Raw genomic sequence first — 21,804 nt, 5'->3', positions numbered from 1 at the left:
TCGCACGCTACTCCCGATCCTTTACCTCGGTGTTTCGGGGGACGAGGTAGCGGTCGATGCTGGGGCCGACGTGGGCGGCGATCACCTCGAGATCCGCCTCCGCCAGCGCGGGCAGCCGGCCGAGATGCCGGGCGATGGCGGTGCCGAGCAGGTGGGACAGCGCCAGCTGGGCTCCGAAGTGGTTGCTGTCCGGCACCGCGGCGAGGAGCGTCCCCAGCATGGTGTCCCTGAGCAGCTCGATGGCCCGCTCCGAGCCGAGCGTGGCCCGGACGAGGGCGCGGATCGCGGGCCCGGAGTCCTCGTCGTCCCAGATCTCCAGGTAGCGCAGCGCCAGCTCCCGGCCGGGGGCACCCTCGCTCAGCGCGGTCAGGACGGGCCTCAAGGTGCCGGCGACCTCCTCGACGACCTCCTGGAACAGCCGCTCCTTGGTGCCGAAGAAGTGCAGCACCGTCGAGGGATCGACCCCGGCCACCGCCGCGATCCGGCGCACGCTGGTGCCGTCGTACCCCGTCGCGGCGAAGGCCCGCTGAGCCGCCCGCAGGATGTCGGCCCGGCTGCTGTCCGGTCCGGGGCGTCGACCGGACGCGCGCGGGGAGGTGGGGGCCGGGTCCGTCATCGGGGCGAGTATCTCACCGCCCGCGTCCCCTGCCGACGTCATCAATCCAACAACTGTTGGATAGTGTGGGACCCGCCCCACCACGAAGGAGACACAGATGACCGAGCAGCAGCCCGCCGGGCGGCGCCAGCTGAGCACGCCCGTCAAGCTCGCCACCGTGGTCGCGGGGCTCGCCACCGCGCTGACCGTCATGGTGCTGGCCTTCGCGACGCCGTCGGTCAACTCCGGCGCCCACGATCTGCCGATCGGCATCAGCGGCACGGACACCACCGTGGCTCAGGTGAGGGCCTCGCTGACGTCTCAGATGTCCGGCGTCTTCGACGTCACGGCGTACGACGACGCCGCGACGCTCCGCCCGGCGATCCTCGACCGGGACGAGGTGGGCGGCCTGTCGATCGCCCAGGACGGCAGTGTCGACGTCCTCACGGCGACCGCGGCCGGGGCGTCGTACGCCTCGGTGCTCAAGACGGTGGGGGCGGCGCTGACCGCCGGCGGTCAGACGGTCGCCTACGAGGAGCTCGTGCCCTACACCGACGACGACCCCATGGGCGCGGGCTTGAGCGCCCTCGCGCTTCCGCTGGTCTTCGGCGGGATGATCTCCTCGGTGGTGCTCGCGCTGGTGCTCAAGGGGATCGCCGTGCCGCTCCGGCTCGCCACCGGAGCGGCCTTCGCCCTCGTCGCGGGGCTGGTGGTGACCGCGCTGCTGCAGTTCGGCTTCGGCTCCCTCGACGGCAGCTACCTCCTCACCGCGCTCTGCGTCGCGCTGGGCATCGCGGCGATCAACTTCCCGATCCTCGGCCTGCAGTCCCTCCTCGGCACCGCCGGGATCGGGATCGGCGCACTGGTGATGATGTTCGTCGCCAACCCGCTCTCCGGGTTCGCCACCGGTCCCGCCTGGCTGCCGAGCCCGTGGGGCGCGATCGGCCAGCTGCTGCCGGTCGGCGCGGCCGGGACGGCCATCCGGTCGGTGGCCTTCTTCGACGGCGCCGGGTCGGCCCACGGCCTGATCGTGCTGAGCTGCTGGGTGGTGGCGGGGCTCGCTCTCGCCGCCCTGAGCGCGCGGCGTGCCGCGCCGGTGGCCGCTACGGATTGACGAGGACGGTCGCGCCCCCGAAGTCCTCGAGTGCGGCCAGGTCGGTGGGGGTCGCGCGCCCGGGGGTGAGGAGGACGACGGTGTCCAGGCCCGAGGAGCCCGACGAGACCGCCATCGCGAGGCACACGCCGATCGCCGACACCTGGAGGTGCGGCAGGTCGACCGTCGCGCCGGCGTAGGTGCGGCCGTCGACGTCGCGGACGGCCGCGCCCTCGGCGGCCTGGGTGCGGGCGCGCGCCGACCGGGCGAGCGTCACCAGCTTCTGGTCCTCGGGTGTCATGTCTCCTCCAGTCTCTCCGGCACCCGCTCGGCGAGCACCTTCTCGATCAGCACGGTCCCGATCTTGTTCCGGCGTCCGGCCGTCTCCTCCGCGGTGAAGCGCAGCCCGCCGACCTCGACGACCGATCCGGGGATCGGGACCAGGCCGAGGTGCTTGGCCATGAGGCCGCGCACGGAGTCGACCTCGTCGTCCTCGATGCTGACCCCGCCGAGGCCGTCGAGCTCGTCGAGGTCCGCGAGCTGGAACCGGGCCGGCACGCGCACGCCGCCGTCGTCGAGCACGTGGGGCGCGTCGTCGGTCAGGTCGTACTCGTCGGTGATCTCGCCGACGATCTCCTCCAGGACGTCCTCGATGGTGATCAGACCGGCCGTGCCGCCGTACTCGTCGACGACGATGGCGATGTGCTGACGCCTGCCCTGCATGTCGCGCAGCAACTCGTCGACGGGCTTGGACTCCGGCACCCACACCGGGGGGCGCATGACGGTCTCGATCCGCTGCACGGTCTCGGCCTCCGGCGCCTCGAAGTCGCGGCGCACGACGTCCTTGAGGTAGGCGATGCCGACGATGTTGTCGAGGTTGTCGTCCACGACGGGGATCCGGGAGAAGCCGCTGCGCAGGAAGAGGCTCATGGTCTGGCGGAGGTTCTTGTGGCGCTCGATGAAGATGACCTCGCCGCGCGGGACCATGACCGAGCGGGCGGTGGTGTCGCCGAGCTCGAAGACGGAGTGGATCATCCGGCGCTCGTCGCCCTCGATCAGGGAGGACGCCTCGGCGAGATCGACGAACTCGCGCAGCTCGGTCTCGGTGGTGAACGGGCCCTCGCTGAACCCGCGGCCGGGGGTGATCGCGTTGCCGAGCAGGATCAGCAACCGCGGGATCGGGCCGAGGACGCTGGTGATCAGGGTCAGCGGGGCGGCCGCGACGAGGGCGACCCGCTCGTGGTGCTGGCGGCCGACGGTGCGCGGGCCGACGCCGATCACCACGAAGGAGACGACGAGCATGACGCCGAGCGAGGAGGCGATCGTCGGCAGCCGGGCGCCGTCGAAGAGCGCGTCGAGCTCGAGCGTCACGAGGATCGTCGCGGCCACCTCGCACAGCAGTCGCAGCAGCAGGGTGGTGTTGAGCACGCGGGCGGGGTCGCCGGCGATGGCCAGGAGCCGGCCCGCGCCCGCGCGACCCTCGTCGAGGAGCTCCTCCGCGCGGGCGAGGGAGAAGCCGCCGAGTGCGGCGTCGGCGGCGGAGAAGAGGCCGGCGAGGACGACGAGCAGTCCCGCCGCCGCGACGACCCAGACGTCGGACATCAGGCCGACCTCACCCAGGGGGCGGCGGGGTCGCGGCTGACCCGAAGGCCGCCAGGAGCTCCGCCTGGAGCGTGAACATCTCGGCCTTCTCGTCCGGCTCGGCGTGGTCGTAGCCGAGCAGGTGCAGGATGCCGTGGGTGGTGAGCAGCTCGACCTCGGCGAGGGTGCCGTGGCCTGCGGTCGCGCCCTGCGTCGCGGCGATGGCGGGGGCGATCATGAGGTCGCCGAGGACGCCCTCCTCCGGCTCCTCGTCGAGCAGGCCGGGCCGCAGCTCGTCCATCGGGAAGGCGAGCACGTCGGTCGGCCCCTCCTTGCCCATCCACTGCTCGTTGAGGGTGGCGATGGTGGGCTCGTCGACGAGCTTGATGCACAGCTCGGCCTGCGGATGGACCCGCATCCGGTCCATCACGAACCGGGCCAGCCGGGCGAGGTGCTCCTCGTCGAGCTCGTCCGCGGCGATGCCGGCCTCGTTGAGGATCTCGATGCTCACTCGGGCTCCCTCGCGTCGTACTCGTCGTAGGCGGCGACGATCTTGCCCACCAGGTGGTGGCGTACGACGTCGTTGCTGGTCAGCTTGTTGAAGCTGATGTCCCTCACCTCGTCGAGGATGGACTCGACCACCCGCAGGCCGCTGGCCTGCCCCCGGGGCAGGTCGGTCTGGGAGGTGTCGCCGGTGACGACGATCTTGGAGCCGAAGCCGAGCCGGGTGAGGAACATCTTCATCTGCTCGGGCGTGGTGTTCTGCGCCTCGTCGAGCACGATGAACGCGTCATTGAGCGTGTTGTGAGTGACGAGGAAGTCCTCCGTCACGTAGAGCGAGTCCGGCGCCGCGACCTGGATGCAGACACACTCAGCCCGGCCTTCGGGCTCGATGCTGGTGATGAAGCGCATCGGCCGCCCTGCGTTGGTGCCGTCGTACTGCTCTCGCTTCCGCGGGAGCCTGAAGGCAGGCAGCCCGATGGGCAGGCGGATGTCCAACACATAGGAGTCGTTCCGGTAAGGCACTGGCCGGCCGTTTGCCAGGCCCGGCCTCCTGCCCTCGGCCGGACGAGTTCGGACGTACGCGACGCCACCGAGGGACCGGACCAGGAAGACCACGTCATCGCAGAGCTGCCTCGACGTGGTCGAGTACTGGATCCGTGGCGTACGGCCCCGCTGCAGGACCGGACCCCCGTCGGTGTCGAGCAGTCCCTTCAAGACCTCGTGCCGCACCTGCGGAGTGTTGAGCTTGTAGACGTCCGGCACGAACTTCGTCGACGACGTCGCCCCCGCGAGGCCCAGCTGCCGAATGGCGGCCGTCACGGGGTTGGCCGTCCGCAGGCCTCCACGCCCGCCCGAAGGGTTGCGAAGCACGTAGTCGTACCCGGACTTGTGGGTCACCTCGATCCCCAGCGGCTCGAGCGCATCCCCCAGCAGTGAGACAAGCTCCGGATCCGCTGTGGCGAAGGACGGCGTCGTCCGCGTGGTGATGCACCCGTCACCCAGGAGGAGGCCCAGCGCGTAAGGGTCGAGCGGAACGTCCTTCGGGACGAATTCGACGGCGCAGACGATCGGGAGCTCGTAGCGATGGGCATGCGCGGCGCGCAGGCTTCCGATCATGTCCTTCGTCTGCAAGGTCCGGGACGTGCGCCGACGCTTGTCCGACGCCGTGCGGACAGTCCACAGGTGCTCGTCCGACGCGAGCACGCTCGCGCCGTCCTGGGTCGACACTCGGTAGACGTCCTTCGTGCCCTGGGGATAGACGCCGAGCACGGGTGTCGGCAGCCCATCGGAGCCGATCACCAGGTCGCCGACCTCGAGAGACCCGATCTCCTGCCACCCGTACGGCGTCAACACCTTGGTATCGACCGGCTGGGCCCGCCCGCGCATGTAGGCCAGGGGGGCGATCTCGATCGTGCCGGCGGCCATGAGCTTGGGGATCAGGTCGGGGTCGAGCATGTCGTGGAGCGCGTCGTAGAGCGGCCGCATGTAGGGGTCGATCTTCTCGGTCAGGGTGCCGGGCAGGAAGCCGAGCCTCTCCCCCGACTCGACCGCCGGGCGGGTGAGGATGATCCGGTTGACCTGCTTGCCCTGCAGCGCCTGCACCGCCTTCGCCATCGCGAGGTAGGTCTTGCCGGTGCCGGCCGGTCCGATGCCGAAGGTGATCGTGTGCTTGTCGATGGCGTCGACGTAGCGCTTCTGGTTGAGCGTCTTCGGCCGGATGCTGCGCCCGCGGTTGGACAGGATGTTCATGCTCAGCACGTCGGCCGGCTGGGCCTGCGTGTCGGCCCGGAGCATGCCGATGATCCGCTCGACCGCCTCGGCGCTGAGGCCCTGGCCGGTGCGGACGAGGGTGATCATCTCCTCCAGCAGGCGCTCGATGAGGGCCAGGTCGCCGGGCTCGCCGTGGAGCGTGATCCGGTTGCCGCGGACGTGGACGTCCGCCTCGAAGTGCGACTCGATGGTCCCGAGGAACTCGTCGGCCGGGCCGAGCACGGACACCATGTCGACGCTCGGGGGGACGACGACGGTGTGCTTGGCGACACGCCGCTGGGGCTGCTGGCCGGGCTGGCTGGACTCTGTCATGTGGCTGCCCAGCCTACCGGCCGCTCAGCCTGGGCCCCGCCTGGGCTCAGACGGGGAGCTCGGTGAGCTTCCCGCCGGCCAGCACGTGGAGATGGGTGTGGAAGACCGTCTGACCCGCCGCCTCGCCGGTGTTGAAGAGCAGGTTGTACGCCGGCTGCCCCTCGCCCGTCGCGATCGCGTCCGCCACGGAGACCAGCTCCCCGATCAGGGCCGGGTCGGCCGCGGCGGTGGCGGCGGCGTTGGGCTTGTGGTCACGGGGGACGACGAGCACGTGGAGCGGCGCCTTCGGGGCGATGTCGCGGAAGGCGACGACGCGCTCGCCCGTGTGGACCAGGTCGGCGGGGATGTCGCCGGCGACGATCTTGCAGAAGAGGCAGCTCTCGTCGGTGTCGAACGCTCCATCGGCAGTGCTCACGGGCTCGATGGTGTCACACTGGTCCCATGCGCAACAGCACCCTTCGTCGTACGGGCCGGTCGGCGGCCGTGACCGCCGCCGGCCTGAGCCTGCTCGGCCTGCTCACCGCGTGCGGCAGCGACGACTCCGCGGCGAGCGACCCGGAGACGACGGCCGCCACCTCGGCGACGCCGACCCCCACGCCGACCCCGACCGACGCCGCGACCGCGACGTCCAGCTCGCCGGCGGCCGACGACGCCCTGATCACCCTGGACACGCCGACGGCCGGTGCGATCGTGAGCGGCAGCTTCGACGTCTCCGGCACCGCCAACTCCCCCGAGGCCAACGTGCCGTGGAAGCTGGCGGACGCCACCGGCGCGACGGTCAAGGAGGGCTACTTCACGGCCGAGGGCTGGATGGACAAGCTCTACCCCTACGCCGGCACGGTCGACGTGAGCGACGTGACGCCGGGCGAGTACACGTTCCAGGTGCGCGTGGACGACGAGGCCGACGGCGACGAGGCGGCGGGCTCGACCGGCGGCCAGGTCGTCGTCCCCGTCACGGTGAAGTGACCGGCGTGACGTGAGCCTCCCGGTCCACCTGGTTGCGTCGCTGTCGGGCGTCGCGGTCGGGGAGGTGGTGACGGTCGACGGACCCGAGGGACATCACGCCGTCGCCGTACGCCGGCTGGAGGTCGGCGAGGCGGTGATGCTGACCGACGGCGCCGGCACGACGGCGACCGGCACCATCGCCGCGACGCATGCCAAGAGGTCGATGGACGTGCTCGTCGATCGCCTCGTGGCCGACGAGGAGCCCGCACCGCGCTTCACCGTGGTCCAGGCCCTCCCGAAGGGCGATCGCGGCGAGCTCGCGGTCGAGCTCATGACCGAGATCGGCGTCTCCGCCATCGTGCCCTGGGCCGCCGCCCGGTCGATCGTGTCGTGGAGGGGCGAGCGCGGCGCCAAGCCGCTGGCGCGCTGGCGCTCCACCGCGCGCGAGGCGAGCAAGCAGAGCCGGCGCTCCTGGTTCGCGCAGGTCGCCGACCTCGCGAGCACCGCCGAGGTCGCCGCGCTGGTGGCCTCCGCCGACCTCGCGGTCCTCCTCTGGGAGTCCGCCGAGACTCCGGTCGCCGCGCTGACCCTGCCCGCCTCGGGCGAGATCGTGCTGATCGTCGGGCCCGAGGGCAGCTTCGCCCCCGAGGAGGTCGAGCTGTTCCGGGATGCCGGCGCGGTGACGGTCAGGCTCGGCTCGGAGGTCCTCCGCACCTCCACCGCGGGGGTGGCCGCCGTCGCCGCCCTGCTCTCCCGCACGTCCCGCTGGACGTGACGCGAGGGGCCGAGCGGGGGTGGGCGGTCGACCCGTGAGTGCTCAGTGCTCGCCGAAGGCGTCGCGGATCCGGCCGAAGAAGCCCTGCCTCGTGGCCTTGAGGCTGCCCAGCGGGTGCTCCTCGCCGCGGAGCTTGGACAGCTGGGTGAGCAGCTCGGCCTGCTCGTCGTCGAGGCCGGTCGGGGTCTCGACGAGCACGGTGACGACGAGGTCGCCGCGACCGCGGCCGTGCAGCCCGGGGACGCCCAGCCCGCGCAGCACCTGGTCGGAGCCGGGCTGGGTGCCGGGCTTGACCTCCAGGTCGAAGCTGGTGGGGGTCTCGGGCGTGACGTCGTCGGTCACCAGGTCGGCCTCGAGCGTGGGCAGCGTGATCACCGTGCCGAGCGCGGCGGCCGTCATCGGGATGGTCACCTGGCAGTGCAGGTCGGAGCCCTGGCGCTGGAAGACGGGGTGGCGGGCGACGCGCAGCTCGACGTAGAGGTCGCCGGCGGGACCGCCGCCGGGGCCGACCTCGCCCTGCCCGGTGAGCTGGAGCCGGGTGCCGTTGTCGACGCCCGCGGGCACCTTGATGGTGATGGTGCGGCGGGTGCGGACGCGGCCGTCGCCGCCGCAGTCGCGGCAGGGATCCGGGATGATCGTGCCGAACCCGCGGCAGGCCGCGCAGGGGCGCAGCGTTCGGATCTCGCCGAGGAAGCTGCGCTGCACGTGCGCCACCTCGCCGGCGCCGCGACAGGTCTCGCAGGTGACCGGCTTCGACCCGGGAGCCGCGCCCTCGCCGTGGCAGGTGTCGCAGACGACCGCGGTGTCGAGGGTCATCTCGTGGCTGGCGCCGAAGGCGGCCTCGGCGAGATCGATCTCCAGGCCGACGAGGGCGTCCTGCCCGCGACGGCTGCGCGAGCGGGGACCCCGGCCCGACGACGTACCGCCGCCTCCGCCCTGGCCGCCGAAGAAGGCGTCCATGATGTCGGTGAACGAGAAGCCCGCGCCGGCACCGGCGCCGCCCCCGAAGCCGAAGCCCATGTCGCCGCCGCGGTCGTAGGCGGCGCGCTTGGTGGGGTCGCTCAGGATCTCGTAGGCGTGGGAGATCTCCTTGAACCGCTCCTGCGACGCCTCATCGGGGTTGACGTCGGGGTGGTACTTGCGGGCGAGGGCCCGGTAGGCCTTCTTGATCGCCGCGTCGTCGGCGTCGCGGGAGACGCCGAGCAGGTCATAGGGGTCCATCGGTCACTTTCTGGGTCACAGTCTCAGTCGCGCTCGGTGGCGCTCAGTCGCGTTCGTCGAGGATGCGGGAGACGTAGCGGGCGACCGCGCGCACGGCGGCCATCGTCCCGGGGTAGTCCATGCGGGTGGGGCCGATGACGCCGAGCATCGCCAGCGCGTCGTCCTGGGGGCCGTAGCCGGTGGTGACGACGCTGGTCGAGGAGAGGTGCTCGACGGGCCCCTCGGCGCCGATGCGCACGGTGACCGTGCCTCCGGCGCTGGCCTCGCCCATCAGCTTGAGCAGCACGACATGCTCCTCGAGCGCCTCCAGCAGAGGGCGTACGGCGGTCTCGAAGCTGTCGCTGTAGCGGGCGAGGTTCGATGCGCCGGCGATCGCGATCCGCTCGGCGGAGCGGTGGTCGGACATCGCCTCGACGAGTGCCTCGACGATGGCGCTGGTCAGCGCGGGGAGCGCCGGCTCGGCGGCACCGGGGAGGGCGCGCAGCGCGACCGTGGCGTCGGCGATGAGCTGGCCCACGGCGGCCAGGTTGATCCGCGACCGCAGCGCGGCGAGCGCATCGTCGTCGAGGTCGCCGGGGAGCTCGACCACGCGCTGCTCCACGCGGCCGGTGGAGAGGATGAGGACCGCCAGGACCCGGGTGGGCGCGAGCGCGATCAGCTCGACGTGGCGCACGGTGGAGCGGGCGAGCGTGGGGTACTGCACCACGGCGACCTGGTGGGTCAGCTGGGAGAGCAGGCGGACCGACCGCTGCACCACGTCGTCGAGGTCGACGGCGCCGCCCATGAAGTCGGAGATGGCGCGTCGCTCGGCAGGACTGAGCGGCTTGACGCCGTCGAGGCGATCGACGAAGAGGCGGTAGCCCTTGTCGGTCGGCACCCGGCCGGCGCTGGTGTGCGGCTGGGCGATGTAGCCCTCCTCCTCGAGGACGGCCATGTCGTTGCGCACCGTGGCGGGCGAGACGTTGAGCCGGTGGCGCTCGACCAGGGACTTCGAGCCGACCGGCACCTCGGTGGCGACGTAGTCCTCGACGATCGCGCGGAGGACGGCCAGGCGGCGCTCGTTCTGCATGGGTCCTCCTCGCTCCTGCTCGCTGGCACTCGTGGGTCCGGAGTGCCAAGACTAGCGCGAGCCGGCGACGACACCGTGGACCGTTGCCATGGTCGAGCCAGTGTCATAGGTTAGGCTCACCTAACTCAGATGATCTGTTCCGATCCGCTCTAGGAGAGACATGAGCGTCCCCCAGCTCGACCAGCACACCGCCGCGGCCGCGGCCCGGAGCATCCTGTCGTGTGCCCGCGACGTGGAGCTCGACATCGCCGACGTCGCGCACTCCCTCGTCGACGAGCGGCTCGGCCTCCTCGACATCGACGGCACACCCGGGTTCCTCTGCCCTCCGCAGGGCGTGGTGGCCGCCTCCGGGCGGGACCGGTCGCGGGCGACGCTGATGATGACCAGCGGCGTGCGCGGGGCGGCGCCCGAGGGCGACCCGACCGCCACGTGGAGCCTCCTCTTCCTCCGGGGCACCCTGCGGAGCGAGGGCGTGGAGTCGTGCACCTGCTGCGTCGACGTACGCGAGCGGGTCGTGCTCGACCTCGACACGGTCGAGATCTCCGACGCCGACGGCCGTCGGGTGTCGATCCCCGTCGCGGAGTTCCACTCGCAGGCCCACGCGCTCAACCGTGGCTACCTCCAGCGCGCGGCGGAGCACGCACGGGAGGCTCACCAGCACGAGCTGCGCGAGGCGGTCGCCGAGCTGAGCCGCACCGACGTCGACGAGATCCTCGGCGCCCAGCTGGTCGACCTCACGACGTGGGGCACGACGCTGGAGTGGGTCGACCTCACCGGCTCCCACCAGCGCCCGGTGTGGTTCCCCCGCGTGGCCGAGACCCCGGCCGACCTGGCCGCGCTGCTGCGCGGCTGCCTGCATCCCGGCATCTGCTGAGCGCGTCGCGGGGCCCTGCCGCGCGTCGCGCGGTGTGACGGGAGTGACTGCTGGGACAATCGCTCCCATGGCTGACCGCTATGGCTCCGATGTCCTCTCGACCGACTGGCGCGCGCCGCGCAACGGGCGCGCGACCGAGGCGCCGGCCATCCTCGGCGAGGTCGTGGAGTGGCCCACCGACGACTGGGTCGGCGAGATCGTCGCGGTGGACCGCGACCTCGGCACGGTGACCCTGGAGGACCGGCGCGGCAAGCGCCGCTCGTTCCCGCTCGGGCCGGGCTTCCTGCTCGAGGGCCGCCCGGTCATCCTCGCCGCTCCCCCGCGGGCCACCGCGGCTCCGTCGGGTCCCGCCCGCACGGCCTCGGGCTCGCTCGCCGTCGCCGGCGCCTCCGCACGCGTCGCGCGCGCGTCGCGGATCTTCGTCGAGGGCCGGCACGACGCCGAGCTGGTCGAGCGGGTGTGGGGCGACGACCTGCGGATCGAGGGCGTGGTGGTGGAGTACCTCGGCGGGGTCGACGACCTCGCCGACCACCTGCGGGAGTTCCGCCCGGCGCCCGGCCGGCGGGTCGGCGTACTCGTGGACCATCTGGTCGCCGGGTCGAAGGAGTCGCGCATCGCCGACGCCATCCGCCGCTCCCCCGTCGGTCGCGACGTTCTGATCGTAGGCCACCCGTTCATCGACATCTGGGCCGCGATCAAGCCGTCGCGGGTCGGCCTGGAGGCATGGCCCGCCGTGCCACGGTCGATCGAGTGGAAGAAGGGCATCTGCCAGCACCTCGGCTGGCCCCACCGCGACCAGGCCGACATCGCCCGCGCGTGGCAGCAGCTGCTGAGCCGGGTGAAGTCCTACGACGACCTCGAGCCCGCCCTCCTCGGCCGGGTCGAGGAGCTGATCGACTTCGTCACGGAGTGACGAAGCAACCGCTCAGCGTCACGGAGTGACGAGGCGACCGCTCAGCGTCACGGAGTGACGAGGCGACGGCCCGGCGTCACGGAGTGACGCTCAGCCCTCGGCGGAGCACTGCCGCATCGCGCCCTTGAGCTCGGCGACGTCCGGCGCGGGTGGGAGCGGCTCCGGGTCGGGGCGGTTGCGGATCGCCTCGAGGAACAGGGCCGCGCTGCGGTGGCGCGCGGTGTCCGAGCGGCCGTCGAGGCGGCGCACGATCCCGCTGTTGCCGAGCATGAAGAGCATCAGGTCGGCGGGGTCGAAGTCGGGCCTCAGCGAGCCCGAGTCGCGGACCCGGGCGATGAGCGCCTCCAGTCGCGACTGGACCAGGCTCAGAGCCTTCTGGACCCCCGGGGTCTCGGCGAAGGACATGGTCAGCAGCTCGCGGAGGCCGGCGTCGCGGGCCTGCAGGTCGCTGAGGTCGTGCACGAGCGCGACGATCGACTGCCAGGGGTCCGGCTGCGCCGCGGCGGCGTCCACGACCTCGGCATAGTGGCTCAGCTGCTCGGCGAAGGCGGCGGCCGCGAGGTCCGACCGGTTCGGGAACCGGCGGTAGAGCGTGGCGATGCCGACCCCGGCGCGCCGGGCGACCTCCTCCAGTGGGACCTCGAGCCCCGACTCCCGGAACAGGTCGCAGGCAGCGTCCAGGATCCGCTGCCGGTTGCGCTCGGCGTCGGCGCGCAGGCCCGGCGGGCGATCGGCGGTCTCGGTCACGCCAGGGATCGTATCAAGCGGAGGGCACACTCCACTTGTGCTATGTTGCACAACCGGAGGGAGTCCTCCAGTTGGGATCGGAGCGACGGGAGGATCCGGGCATGAGCACGGCATGGGGGCACCGGGAGGCTCAGCGCGCGACGTTCCACCTCCTGCACGACGCCGCGGCCGGCGTACGACGGTGGCTCGGCGCTCACCGGGCGGTGCGCGAGCTCGTGCTGGTCGTCACCCTGTACGCCGGCTACACGGTGTCGCGCACCCTCGCGGACGGTCACCTGGCACCGGCTCTCGAGCGGGCCGGGCGGATCGTCGACGTCGAGCGGTCGTGGCACCTGGCGGTCGAGCCCTGGCTCAACACCCTGTTCGTCGAGCACCGGGTGCTCGGGATCCTCGGCGACTACTGGTACGCGAGCGCCCACTACGTCGTCACCGTGGCACTGATCGTGTGGCTCTTCGTGCGCCGGCCGGCGCTCTACGTGCACGCCCGGCGCGCGCTGGTGGCCGCGACGGTCGTCGCGCTGGCGTTCTACCTCACCTCGCCCACGGCTCCGCCGCGGATGGGCTTCGGCTTCACCGACGTGATGAGCCTCCACGCCACGGCGGGATGGTGGGGCGCCGACGCCTCGGCGCCGCGCGGGCTCGGCGGGCTCACCAACGAGCTGGCGGCCTTCCCCTCGATGCACGCCGGGTGGGCGCTCTGGGCGGCGCTCGCCGTCCGGACGACGCTGTGCCACCCGCTCGCACGGGCCGCGACCTTCCTCTACCCGCTGACGACCGCCGTCGTCGTCCTCGGCACCGGCAACCACTGGACGCTCGACGTGCTCGTCGGCTTCCTCATCATGGGGGCCGCGTGGTGGGTCACCGGTCAGGCCCGCCAACCCCGGCAGCTGCCCGTGCCGGCTCGTCCGGCCTCTCCCGCCGAGTCCTAGCGAGTCCTCGCCGCTGCCCCGTCGGATCGCGCTCGGATCGCGCTCGGATCGCGCTCGGCGGGCGGTCCCGGCAGTGGGCGGCCCGTCTCGTGGTCCAACAGACCGGTCCAACAGCGATAGCGCTTCGCGGCCGCTCAGCCTGAGTCCGGCGATTCTGCGCGCAGGCGCAGGATCGGCGGACTCAGGCTCAGGGGAGGAGGTCGCGGACGACGCCGTCGGCGAGGAGGCGGCCGGGATCGGTGAGCTTGAGGCGCGGGCCGTCGGGGGCGGGGTCGACGTACGCGAGGCCGGCCTCGACCGGCCCGGCGACCAGCGACGGCTCGGGGAGGGCGGAGAGCGGCAGGCCGGTGGAGAGCCGCAGCTCCAGCAGGATCCGCTCGACCTGACGGTCCGCGGGCGTCAGCACCTCGCGGGCCGCGGCCGGCGACGCGCCGGCGGCGATGCGGTCGGCGTAGGCGACGGGGTGCTTGACGTTCCACCAGCGCGTGCCGCCGACGTGGGAGTGCGCGCCGGGCCCGACGCCCCACCAGTCGGCGCCGGTCCAATAGAGGACGTTGTGGCGGCACCGGGTCTGGGCCGACGTGGACCAGTTGGACACCTCGTACCACTCCAGGCCGGCGGCGCGGAGCGCCTCGTCGGCCATCGCGTACTTGTCGGCGACGTCGTCCTCGTCCGGCATCGGGAGCTCACCCCGCCGGACGCGGCGGGCCAGTGCGGTGCCGTCCTCCACGATGAGCGAGTACGCCGAGACGTGGTCGGGCGCGCAGGCCAGTGCCGCGTCGAGCGATCGCGTCCAGTCCTCGCGCGACTCCCCCGGCGTGCCGTAGATGAGGTCGAGCGACACCTGCGCGATGCCGGCGTCGCGGGCGGCGGCGACGGCGAGCGGGACGCCCGCCGGGTCGTGGGTGCGGTCCAGCACGGCGAGGACGTGCGGGACGGCCGACTGCATGCCGAAGGAGACCCGGGTGAAGCCGCCGGCCGCCAGCTCGGCCAGCGACGCGGGCGTGACCGAGTCCGGGTTGGCCTCGGTCGTCACCTCGGCGTCGGCGGCGAGGCCGAACTCGTCCCGGATCGCGCCGACGATGGCGACGAGGTCGCGCGACGGGAGCAGGGTCGGCGTACCGCCCCCGAAGAAGACGGTGGAGACGGGGACGTCGGCGTCGCCCAGGACGCGGCGGGCGAGGCGGACCTCGGCGATCGCGGCCTCGGCGTAGGTCTGGCGACTTGCCCCGGGGTGGCCGCCGGCGGCGACCGACGGGCCGAGCTCGAGCGCGGTGTAGGTGTTGAAGTCGCAGTAGCCGCAGCGCACCGTGCAGAACGGCACGTGGACGTAGAAGCCCAGCGGGCGGGTGCCGAGTCCGGCCAGCGCGGAGGCCGGCAGCTCGCCCGAGGCGGGGGCGAGGTCGCCGTCGGGCAGCGTGGAGGGCACCGCCCGATCATTCCTCAGGAACGCCCCGGACCAGCAACTGCTGGACGCGCGGCTCGAGGGTCGGCGCGATCTTGATCTCCAGGTCGTAGCGGCCGCGCTCGGCCGGGACCGACCAGGTGATGTGGCCGAGCCCGTCGGCCTTCGGGGTCGGTCCCTCCGCCGGCACGAGCATGAGGCCGGCCTTGTCGCGCTCGGCGGCGAGCTGGAGCCGGCGCTCGGGCTCCGGCGTGTCCATCGCGACGTTGAAGGTGAACAGGTCGTCGTCGGTGAACGGCGTCGGGCCGTGGCCCGCGAGGGTCGCGGCGACGCGGTCGGTGACGGCTCGCACGAGCGTGAGCGTCGTCGGGACGGGGTACGCCGGGGCCGGCTCGTCCGCGGAGCCGGCGAGCGCGGCGACCAGCTCGCGCAGTGCCCGCGTGGAGGTCGCGACCGGAGCGGCGTAGGTGCCGTTGGCCAGGGCGATCACCCCGAGCCCCGACGCGGCGTGCCAGCGCATGTGGGAGCCGTAGCCGGGGTAGCCGCCGCTGTGCTGGGCGACGTGGCCGTGGTCGAGATGGTGCTCGGCGATGAGCCCGAAGCCGTAGCCGAAGGCGGTCGCCTCCGCCGCCCGCTCGGTGCCCGCCTCGACGGCGATGAAGCGATGCGACTGCTGCATCTCGCGGCGGCTCGCGGCCGAGAGCGGATGCGGGGCGGTGGGATCGCGGAAGGCGTCGGTGAAGCCCGCGACCCACCGGGCCAGGTCGGTGATCGAGGAGTGCAGCCCGCCCATCGCGGAGAAGGTGCCGGGCGCGACCGGTGGCACCGCCTCCCAGCCGCCTGCCCGCTTCTCGTGTCCGACCGCGAGGGCCGGGCCGGCCAGCGTGACGTCGTACGTGGTGGCGGTCATGCGCAGCGGCGCGGCGATCTCGTCGAGGACGAACCGCCGGAACCCGCCGTCGACCGACAGCACGCGGTCGATGACGCGGCCGAGGACGGCGTAGCCGAGATTGGCGTACTCGAACGTCTCGCCGGGCCGGGCGCCGGTGAGGAAGCCCCCGGCGAGGAAGGCATCGAGCTCGGCGGGCGTCTGCGGCTCGTTGCGGTCGCCCCACGGGTCGTCGGTGAGGAGCCCGGCGCTCATGGTGAGCAGGTGGCGCAGGGTGATCGGCGCGGAGTCGGCCGAGTGCGACTGCCGGAGCTGCGGGACGTAGCGCGAGACCGGGTCGTCGAGCGCGATCTCGCCGCGCTCGACCAGCAGCAGGACGGCCGCGGCGGTGAAGGACTTGCTCATCGAGGCGATCCGCTGGACGGTGTCGACGCCCGGAGGGACGTCGGCGCCGAGCACGGTGGTGCCGAGCGAGCCGGTGTGGAGGATCGCGCCGTCGCGTACGACGGCCCAGACCAGGCCGGGCGATCGCCCGGTCTCGAACTCGGTGGCGAAGAGCGCGTCGACGGAGGCGAAGGCGGTGTCCTGGTCAGCGGGGGTCACAGCGGCATCCTGCCGGACGTCGGGCCCCACTCGGCGGGACGGGAGGCCCCACTCGGCGGGAGGGGAGGCCCCATTCGGCGGTCAGCGGAAGTCGCGGGAGCGATGGCGGGCATGCAGCGCGCTGGCGGCGCCGGGGGCGATCTCGCTCAGCGGCGCGAGGCGCTCGGCGACGAGGTTGAGCACGCCGTCCTCCTGCTCGACCCGGCCGCGGATCACCATGACCGAGACCGTGGCGGCGACCGTGCGGTGGCGTGCCCAGACGCCCATCGAGCAGACCACGTTGAGCATGCCGGTCTCGTCCTCGAGGTTGAGGAAGGTGACCCCGCCGGCCGTCCCCGGACGCTGGCGGTGGGTGATCGTGCCGCTGACGGTGACCCGGGTGCCGGACTCGATCTCGCGCAGCGAGGCGACGCTGCGCACCCCCGATCCCGACAGCTGGGCGCGCAGGTGGGTGAAGGGGTGACCGCCCGGGCTGATCCCCGTGGCCCACAGGTCGGCGAGGGTCTCCTCGACGTCGTTCATCGCCGGCAGCACGGGAGCCTCGGCGGTGGGAGCGGTGCCGGGAAGGTGGTCGAGCGACTCGCTCCAGCCGGCGGCCCACAGCGCCTCGCGGCGCGACAGGCCCTCCCCGAGCGAGCCCAGCGCGCCGGCGGTCGCGAGCGCCTCGAGCTGGTCGGTGCCGAGCTCGGCCCGTCGCGCCAGGTCGGTCACGTCGGCGAAGGGCCGCTCGTCGCGGGCGGCGACGATCCGCTTCGCCGTCTCCTTCCCGATGCCGCGCACCCCGTCGAGCCCGAGCCGGACGGCGAAGCCGCTGTCGCGCCGATGCTCCGGCGTCGGGTCGGGGGTCCCGGGCACCCACGGCGTGGGCCCCTCGACGTCGAGCAGGCACGAGTCCAGGCCCGTCGTGACACCGCCCCGCCCACGATCGCCCTCGCCATCGACGAGCTCGAGGTCGGCAACGTCGGACGAGTTGACGAGGCAGGGCCTTCGCACCTCCACGCCGTGACGCATGGCGTCCTGGGTCAGCGACTGGGGCGAGTAGAAGCCCATGGGCTGGGAGCGCAGCAGCCCGGCCAGGAAGGCCGCCGGGTAGTGCAGCTTGAACCACGAGGAGGCGTAGACGAGCTTGGCGAAGCTGAGGGCGTGGGACTCCGCGAAGCCGAAGTTCGCGAAGGAGAGGATCTGGACGTACGTCGCGTCGGCCTGCTCGGGCGTCATGCCCTTCTGGAGCATCCCGGCGTAGAGCTGGTCCTTGAGCGACTCGATCCGCTCGATCCCGCGCTTGGAGCCCATCGCCCGGCGCAGCAGGTCGGCGTCCTCGGCGTCGAAGTCGCCGAGGACCATGCCCATCTCCATGAGCTGCTCCTGGAAGAGTGGCACGCCCCTGGTGCGCTCCAGCACCGGCCTCAGGTCGTCGTGGACGTAGGTCACCTCCTCCCTGCCCGTGGCCCGGCGGATGTAGGGGTGCACCGCGCCGCCCTGGATCGGGCCGGGTCGGATGAGCGCGATCTCGATCGCCAGGTCGTAGAACGAGCGCGGCTGGAGCCGCGGCAGTGTCCCGATCTGGGCCCGTGACTCGACCTGGAAGACGCCGATCGAGTCGGCCCGGCAGAGCATGTCGAAGACCGCCGGCTCCTCCTTGGGGATCGACGCCAGCTCCCAGTCCTCCCCCGTGTGGGTGCGCACGATCGTCATGAGATGGTCGAGCGCGCTGAGCATCCCGAGGCCGAGCAGGTCGAACTTCACCAGCCCCATGAACTCGCAGCCGTCCTTGTCCCACTGCAGCACGGTCCGCTTCTCCATCCGGCCGCGCTCGATCGGCACCACCTCGCCGATCGGCCGCTCGGTGAGGATCATCCCGCCGGAGTGGATGCCGAGATGGCGGGGCGCCCGGTGGAAGCGGGAGGCCAGGGCGAGTACGCCGGCGGGGATCCCGACCTCCCCCTCCACCTCCGTCGCGACGACCGAGGACCAGCCGGAGACCAGCTTGGACCAGGCGTCCTGCTGGCCGGGGCTGTGGCCGAGGGCCTTGGCGGCATCGCGCACCGCCGACTTCGGCCGGTAGCTGATGATGTTGGCGACCTGGGCGGCGTTGTGCCGGCCGTAGGTGTCGTAGACCCACTGGATGACCTCCTCGCGGCGGTCGGAGTCGAAGTCGACGTCGATGTCGGGCTCCTCCTCGCGGTGCTCGGAGATGAACCGCTGGAAGGGCAGGCCGTAGAAGACGGGGTCGATCGCGGTGACGCCGAGGGCGTGGCAGACCGCGCTCGAAGCGGCGCTCCCCCGGCCCTGACAGAGGATCTGCTGCGAGCGGGCGTAGGCGACGATGTCGTGCACGATCACGAAGTAGCCGCAGAAGTTCTTCCGCGTGATCACGTCCATCTCGTGCTCGATCCGCTCCCGGGCCTCGGCGACGAAGTCAGGCTTGTCCGGGTTGGCGTCGACGTACCGCTTCTGGAAGCCGGCCTCGACGAGCTCCCGCAGCCAGGTGGCGGCGGTGTGGCCCTCGGGGATGCCGCGCGAGGGCAGCTCCGGCTTGGCCTTCTGCAGGTCGAACGCGCACTCGTCGGCGAGCTCGACGGAGCGCGCGACGGCTCCGGGATAGCGGGCGAAGCGCCGCGTCATCTCCTCCCCGCTGCGCAGGTGGGCGGCGCCGTGCGGGGCCAGCCAGCCCGCCATCTCCGGCAGTGAGCGGCGGGCCCGGACCGCGGCCATCGCGTCCGCGAGGTGGTTCTCCTCCGGCGTCGCGTAGTGGACGTTCCCGGTCGCGACCACGGGCAGGCTCAGGTCGTGCGCGAGCGCCCAGAGCGCGTCGTTGGTGCGCGAGTCCGTGGGCAGGCCGTGGTCGGTGAGCTCGACGGCGACGTTGCCGGCGCCGAAGCGGTCCACGAGCCCCGCGATGTCCTCGCGGGACCGGAAGCCCTTGCGGCAGCCCGTGAGGATCAGCCAGTGCTCGCGACCCGCCCGGTCGACCAGCTCGTCCAGGTCGTAGACCGGGCGCCCCTTCTCGTCCCCGCGCAGCTGCGCCTCGGTGATCGCCCCCGCCAGCCGGTGATAGCCCTCCACCCCGCGCGCCAGCACCAGCAGGTGCCGCCCCTCGGGGTCGGCGACGCCGTTCTGCGGTCCGCTCAGCCCGAGGGAGAGCTCGGCGCCGTAGATCGAGGCCAGCGAGTACGCCGTCCCCTCCGCCTGCTGCTCCTGAGCCTCCTGGCGCCGGACGAGCTGGATCGCCTCGGCCATCGCGGGCGCGCCGTAGAACCCGTCGTGGTCGGTGATCGCCAGGCCGTGCAGGCCGAGCCGGATCGCCTCGGCCACCAGGTCGCTCGGTGACGACGCCCCGTCGAGGAAGCTGAAGTGCGAGTGGGCGTGCAGCTCGGCGTACGGCACCACGGGGTGCTCCGGCGGCGACACCTGCGGCGCGGTCCTCCTCCGGCGTCGCGACATCGGCACGTCCGACGGGTCGACCGACTTCCCGGAGAGCGTCCGCTCCAGCTCCCGCCAGGAGACGGCGGGGTTCTCCCAGCCCATCAGTCGGCCCTGCTGGCGACAGCCACGAGGCATGTCCTAGTCATAGGCCGCCTCGGTGACCCATTGATCGCCATCGCAGGTGACCAGCCATGCCCGGCCGTCGGCGGCGACGAGCTGGAAGCGGGCGACCTTCCGCGCGCCGGGCTCCCACCACGCGTCGTCGACGGGCCACGGCCCGGCCCAGGCGGTGACCGGGAGCCAGCCCTCGCCCTCGGGCCCCTCCAGCACCGGCCGGAAGCGGCTGGGATCGGCGCTCATCGCTCCCCGCGAGCCCATCACCACGGGCCGGCCGCCGGAGTCCCTCACCCCGGCCGGCACCGCCTCGGGCAGCACCCGCGACGGGAAGGGGGGCGGGATCGAGCCGGGCCACGGCAGCTCCCGCGGCCGCAGGCCGGTCGACCGAGTGCCCCACGGCACCATCGCCTGCCGCTCGGTGGGCGTGCGACCACCCTGGAGCACCGGCGCGAGCACCGCCTCGGGGCCGAGCAGCCCCTGGACCCGGGCGACCCCCCGCTCCACCCGGGCGTCGGCTCCGCCCCAGAGCCCGTCGGCATGGACGGCGTCGGCGGCGACCTCGACCGGGACGAGCCGCACCCGGGTGACGGGCGTGCCGATCGACCCCGCACGCAACGACCCGACCAGCTGCCAGTGCAGCCGGTCGATCAGGTCGGCGGCGGTGAACCAGCGCGGATGCAGCCACCGCCGCGCCGCGACCGTCTCGGACACGCCGCCGGCACCCTCCGCCTCGACCTCGATCAGCACGTCGGTGCAGACCATCTGGTGGCGGGCCAGCCGTCCGGTGAACTCCTCGGCGGTACGCCGGGTGGAGAAGCAGATCGCCTCGGCATCGACCAGCGGCGGCTCGAAGCCGACCTCGACGCAGAGGTCCGGCGGCACCTCGCGCGTCGCCAGCCCCTCGACCGCCGTGCCGTGGAGCACCCGGTGGATCCACGCGACCGACGGCCCGAAGCGCGCCAGCACGCCGGCCGCCGGGATCCCCGCCAGGTCGCCGAGCGTCATCAGCCCCAGCCGCTGCAGCAGGCTGGCCGCCTCGCCGGCGTCCTCGACGCCGCCCGACGCCGCCGACGCCGCGATGGCCTCGACCGGCAGCAGCCGGAGGAACGCGCCGGATCCCCCCGCGGGCACGATCCGCGACCCCTGCACGTCGGCCAGGCGGGCGGCCTGCTCGGCGGTGAAGAGCTCGTCGGCGACGCCGACCCGGACGTCGCGCACCCCGAGCCCGACCACGGCCTCGAGCAGCACCGCGGCCGCCTCCTCGTCGCCGCCGTAGAACCGGCCCGGCGAGCGCAGCGCGACCAGGCCGGGCCGCAGCGGGGCCACCCCCGGGCGCAGCGCCTCGAGCACCCCGAGCACCTCCTCGAAGGAGCGGGCGTCGCGGTCGGGCGCGGACTCGAGCACGTGCAGCTCGGGGCAGCGGGACTGGGCGTCGCGCCGCCGCATCCCCCGCCGGACCCCGCTCGCCCGCGCGGTCTCGTTGCAGGCGATCACCCGGTTGGCGTGGAAGACCGCCGCCGCCAGGTGCGTGGCCAGCCCGCACGCCCGCAGCCCCGACGCCACCGGCCAGTCAGGAAGCCACACCACCAGCACCCGGCTCATCTCGCACCCTCGGGAAGCCGAGTTGGGTGATGACGGAGCAGATCCGCACACTCGACCGCAATCGATTGAGGGGCCACATTGCCGAGTGCTCCGAGGAGGCTGCGGCAGCGGTGCGAACCTGGCTGTTCGACTCGCTCGACCTCTGACGCCACGCCGGCCATCTCAGCCCGCCACCTGACGCAGCGACGCGGCCGACCCGGCCGACCCGGCCGACCCCAGGGGGGCGGTCGCCACGAGCGCGAGGTCGGCGGCAGGGAACCACAGGTCCGCACGGCGTACGGGAGCGGTGCCACGGCGGGCCTCGACGCCCAGCACCCGGGCGCGCAGATGGCCCTCGCCGGCACCCGCGCCGCCCCACCGGATCGCGTCGACACGCAGGCGCACCTCGGCGCGCGGCCAGGGCCCGAGGGAGACCAGCGCGGCCTCCCGGCCGC

The 21,804-nt window shown here is 73.0% G+C and carries 19 protein-coding genes and 4 pseudogenes; 7 read left to right on the top strand and 16 right to left on the bottom strand.

Annotated features, from left to right (window positions below):
- Positions 1-7: 7 nt before the first annotated feature.
- Positions 8-616 carry a TetR/AcrR family transcriptional regulator gene (locus tag QM572_RS10535; RefSeq protein WP_415092816.1) on the bottom strand — a complete coding sequence of 203 codons (609 nt, stop codon included), beginning with the start codon at positions 614-616 and terminating at the stop codon, positions 8-10.
- A gap of 97 nt (positions 617-713) precedes the next feature.
- Here QM572_RS10535 and QM572_RS10530 point away from each other — a divergent pair, with 97 nt between their 5' ends.
- Complete coding sequence (locus tag QM572_RS10530) at positions 714-1,709, top strand: hypothetical protein (protein ID WP_415092814.1); 996 nt, start codon at positions 714-716, stop codon at positions 1,707-1,709.
- Here QM572_RS10530 and QM572_RS10525 read toward each other — a convergent pair.
- The 7 genes and pseudogenes from QM572_RS10525 to QM572_RS10495 all read right to left on the bottom strand — a co-directional run bounded on the left by QM572_RS10525 (position 1,699) and on the right by QM572_RS10495 (position 6,270).
- Positions 1,699-1,989 (bottom strand): cytidine deaminase, encoded by a 291-nt coding sequence (locus tag QM572_RS10525; protein ID WP_415092812.1) that lies wholly within the window; start codon positions 1,987-1,989, stop codon positions 1,699-1,701. The two genes, QM572_RS10530 and QM572_RS10525, sit on opposite strands and share 11 nt — an antisense overlap.
- A complete protein-coding gene (locus QM572_RS10520; protein ID WP_415092810.1) occupies positions 1,986-3,290 on the bottom strand; it encodes a hemolysin family protein in 1,305 nt (434 codons plus the stop codon). Before QM572_RS10520 ends, QM572_RS10525 begins: the two co-directional genes overlap by 4 nt.
- A 10-nt stretch (positions 3,291-3,300) precedes the next feature.
- Positions 3,301-3,780 carry an rRNA maturation RNase YbeY gene (gene ybeY / locus QM572_RS10515; RefSeq protein ID WP_415092808.1) on the bottom strand — a complete coding sequence of 160 codons (480 nt, stop codon included), beginning with the start codon at positions 3,778-3,780 and terminating at the stop codon, positions 3,301-3,303.
- Positions 3,777-4,070 (bottom strand): annotated as a pseudogene (locus QM572_RS10510) (PhoH family protein); the annotation flags it as partial. The gene ybeY and the pseudogene QM572_RS10510, both read right to left, overlap by 4 nt.
- 261 nt (positions 4,071-4,331) lie before the next feature.
- A pseudogene (locus tag QM572_RS10505) lies at positions 4,332-4,889 on the bottom strand (LAGLIDADG family homing endonuclease); the annotation flags it as partial.
- Positions 4,890-5,147: 258 nt separating this feature from the next.
- Positions 5,148-5,867, bottom strand: a pseudogene (locus tag QM572_RS10500) (PhoH family protein); the annotation flags it as partial.
- Positions 5,868-5,901: 34 nt separating this feature from the next.
- Positions 5,902-6,270 carry an HIT domain-containing protein gene (locus QM572_RS10495; protein ID WP_415092806.1) on the bottom strand — a complete coding sequence of 123 codons (369 nt, stop codon included), beginning with the start codon at positions 6,268-6,270 and terminating at the stop codon, positions 5,902-5,904.
- Positions 6,271-6,296: 26 nt separating this feature from the next.
- Between QM572_RS10495 and QM572_RS10490 the strand changes: the two genes are divergently transcribed.
- Positions 6,297-6,821, top strand: a complete 525-nt coding sequence (locus tag QM572_RS10490; RefSeq protein ID WP_415092804.1) for a Gmad2 immunoglobulin-like domain-containing protein — start codon at positions 6,297-6,299, stop codon at positions 6,819-6,821.
- Between the two features lie 10 nt (positions 6,822-6,831).
- Positions 6,832-7,575, top strand: a complete 744-nt coding sequence (locus QM572_RS10485) for a 16S rRNA (uracil(1498)-N(3))-methyltransferase (protein ID WP_415092802.1) — start codon at positions 6,832-6,834, stop codon at positions 7,573-7,575.
- Positions 7,576-7,617: 42 nt separating this feature from the next.
- Here QM572_RS10485 and dnaJ read toward each other — a convergent pair whose 3' ends face one another.
- Together dnaJ and hrcA are read right to left on the bottom strand one after the other, a co-directional pair.
- Positions 7,618-8,796: a molecular chaperone DnaJ gene (gene dnaJ / locus QM572_RS10480; protein ID WP_415092800.1), complete on the bottom strand. Its 1,179-nt coding sequence runs from the start codon at positions 8,794-8,796 to the stop codon at positions 7,618-7,620.
- A gap of 43 nt (positions 8,797-8,839) precedes the next feature.
- On the bottom strand, positions 8,840-9,865 hold the full coding sequence (gene hrcA, locus QM572_RS10475; protein WP_415092798.1) for a heat-inducible transcriptional repressor HrcA: 1,026 nt from the start codon (positions 9,863-9,865) through the stop codon (positions 8,840-8,842).
- Positions 9,866-10,025: 160 nt separating this feature from the next.
- Between hrcA and QM572_RS10470 the strand changes: the two genes are divergently transcribed.
- Both QM572_RS10470 and QM572_RS10465 read left to right on the top strand, forming a co-directional pair.
- Positions 10,026-10,739, top strand: coding sequence for a hypothetical protein (locus tag QM572_RS10470; RefSeq protein WP_415092796.1), 714 nt, complete (start codon positions 10,026-10,028; stop codon positions 10,737-10,739).
- A gap of 67 nt (positions 10,740-10,806) precedes the next feature.
- Positions 10,807-11,652 (top strand): DUF3097 domain-containing protein, encoded by an 846-nt coding sequence (locus QM572_RS10465; RefSeq protein ID WP_415092794.1) that lies wholly within the window; start codon positions 10,807-10,809, stop codon positions 11,650-11,652.
- 90 nt (positions 11,653-11,742) lie between these two features.
- Here QM572_RS10465 and QM572_RS10460 read toward each other — a convergent pair whose 3' ends face one another.
- The gene (locus tag QM572_RS10460) at positions 11,743-12,399 is read right to left on the bottom strand and encodes a TetR/AcrR family transcriptional regulator (protein ID WP_415092792.1); all 657 of its coding nucleotides are present in this window, start codon (positions 12,397-12,399) and stop codon (positions 11,743-11,745) included.
- Between the two features lie 101 nt (positions 12,400-12,500).
- On the opposite strand from QM572_RS10460, the gene QM572_RS10455 reads away from it, so the two are divergent.
- Positions 12,501-13,328 (top strand): phosphatase PAP2 family protein, encoded by an 828-nt coding sequence (locus QM572_RS10455; RefSeq protein ID WP_415092790.1) that lies wholly within the window; start codon positions 12,501-12,503, stop codon positions 13,326-13,328.
- 187 nt (positions 13,329-13,515) lie between these two features.
- Here QM572_RS10455 and hemW read toward each other — a convergent pair whose 3' ends face one another.
- From hemW to QM572_RS10435, 4 genes are all read right to left on the bottom strand, one after another.
- On the bottom strand, positions 13,516-14,757 hold the full coding sequence (gene hemW, locus QM572_RS10450; protein ID WP_415092788.1) for a radical SAM family heme chaperone HemW: 1,242 nt from the start codon (positions 14,755-14,757) through the stop codon (positions 13,516-13,518).
- Positions 14,758-14,764: 7 nt separating this feature from the next.
- Positions 14,765-16,225 (bottom strand): serine hydrolase domain-containing protein, encoded by a 1,461-nt coding sequence (locus tag QM572_RS10445; RefSeq protein WP_415092786.1) that lies wholly within the window; start codon positions 16,223-16,225, stop codon positions 14,765-14,767.
- Positions 16,226-16,306: 81 nt separating this feature from the next.
- The gene (locus QM572_RS10440) at positions 16,307-19,753 is read right to left on the bottom strand and encodes an error-prone DNA polymerase (protein WP_415092783.1); all 3,447 of its coding nucleotides are present in this window, start codon (positions 19,751-19,753) and stop codon (positions 16,307-16,309) included.
- A 36-nt stretch (positions 19,754-19,789) separates the two neighbouring features.
- Positions 19,790-21,370: a DNA polymerase Y family protein gene (locus tag QM572_RS10435; protein ID WP_415092781.1), complete on the bottom strand. Its 1,581-nt coding sequence runs from the start codon at positions 21,368-21,370 to the stop codon at positions 19,790-19,792.
- 29 nt (positions 21,371-21,399) lie between these two features.
- Here QM572_RS10435 and QM572_RS10430 point away from each other — a divergent pair, with 29 nt between their 5' ends.
- Positions 21,400-21,516, top strand: a complete 117-nt coding sequence (locus QM572_RS10430) for a hypothetical protein (protein ID WP_415092779.1) — start codon at positions 21,400-21,402, stop codon at positions 21,514-21,516.
- A 16-nt stretch (positions 21,517-21,532) separates the two neighbouring features.
- Here QM572_RS10430 and QM572_RS10425 read toward each other — a convergent pair.
- Positions 21,533-21,804 (bottom strand): annotated as a pseudogene (locus tag QM572_RS10425) (hypothetical protein); the annotation flags it as partial.

The organism is Nocardioides sp. (assembly GCF_047607365.1).
In the GTDB taxonomy this organism is placed as follows: domain Bacteria; phylum Actinomycetota; class Actinomycetes; order Propionibacteriales; family Nocardioidaceae; genus Nocardioides.
The sequence above is the reverse complement of the archived record's forward strand: the minus strand, read 5'-3'. Positions and strand labels throughout refer to the sequence as shown.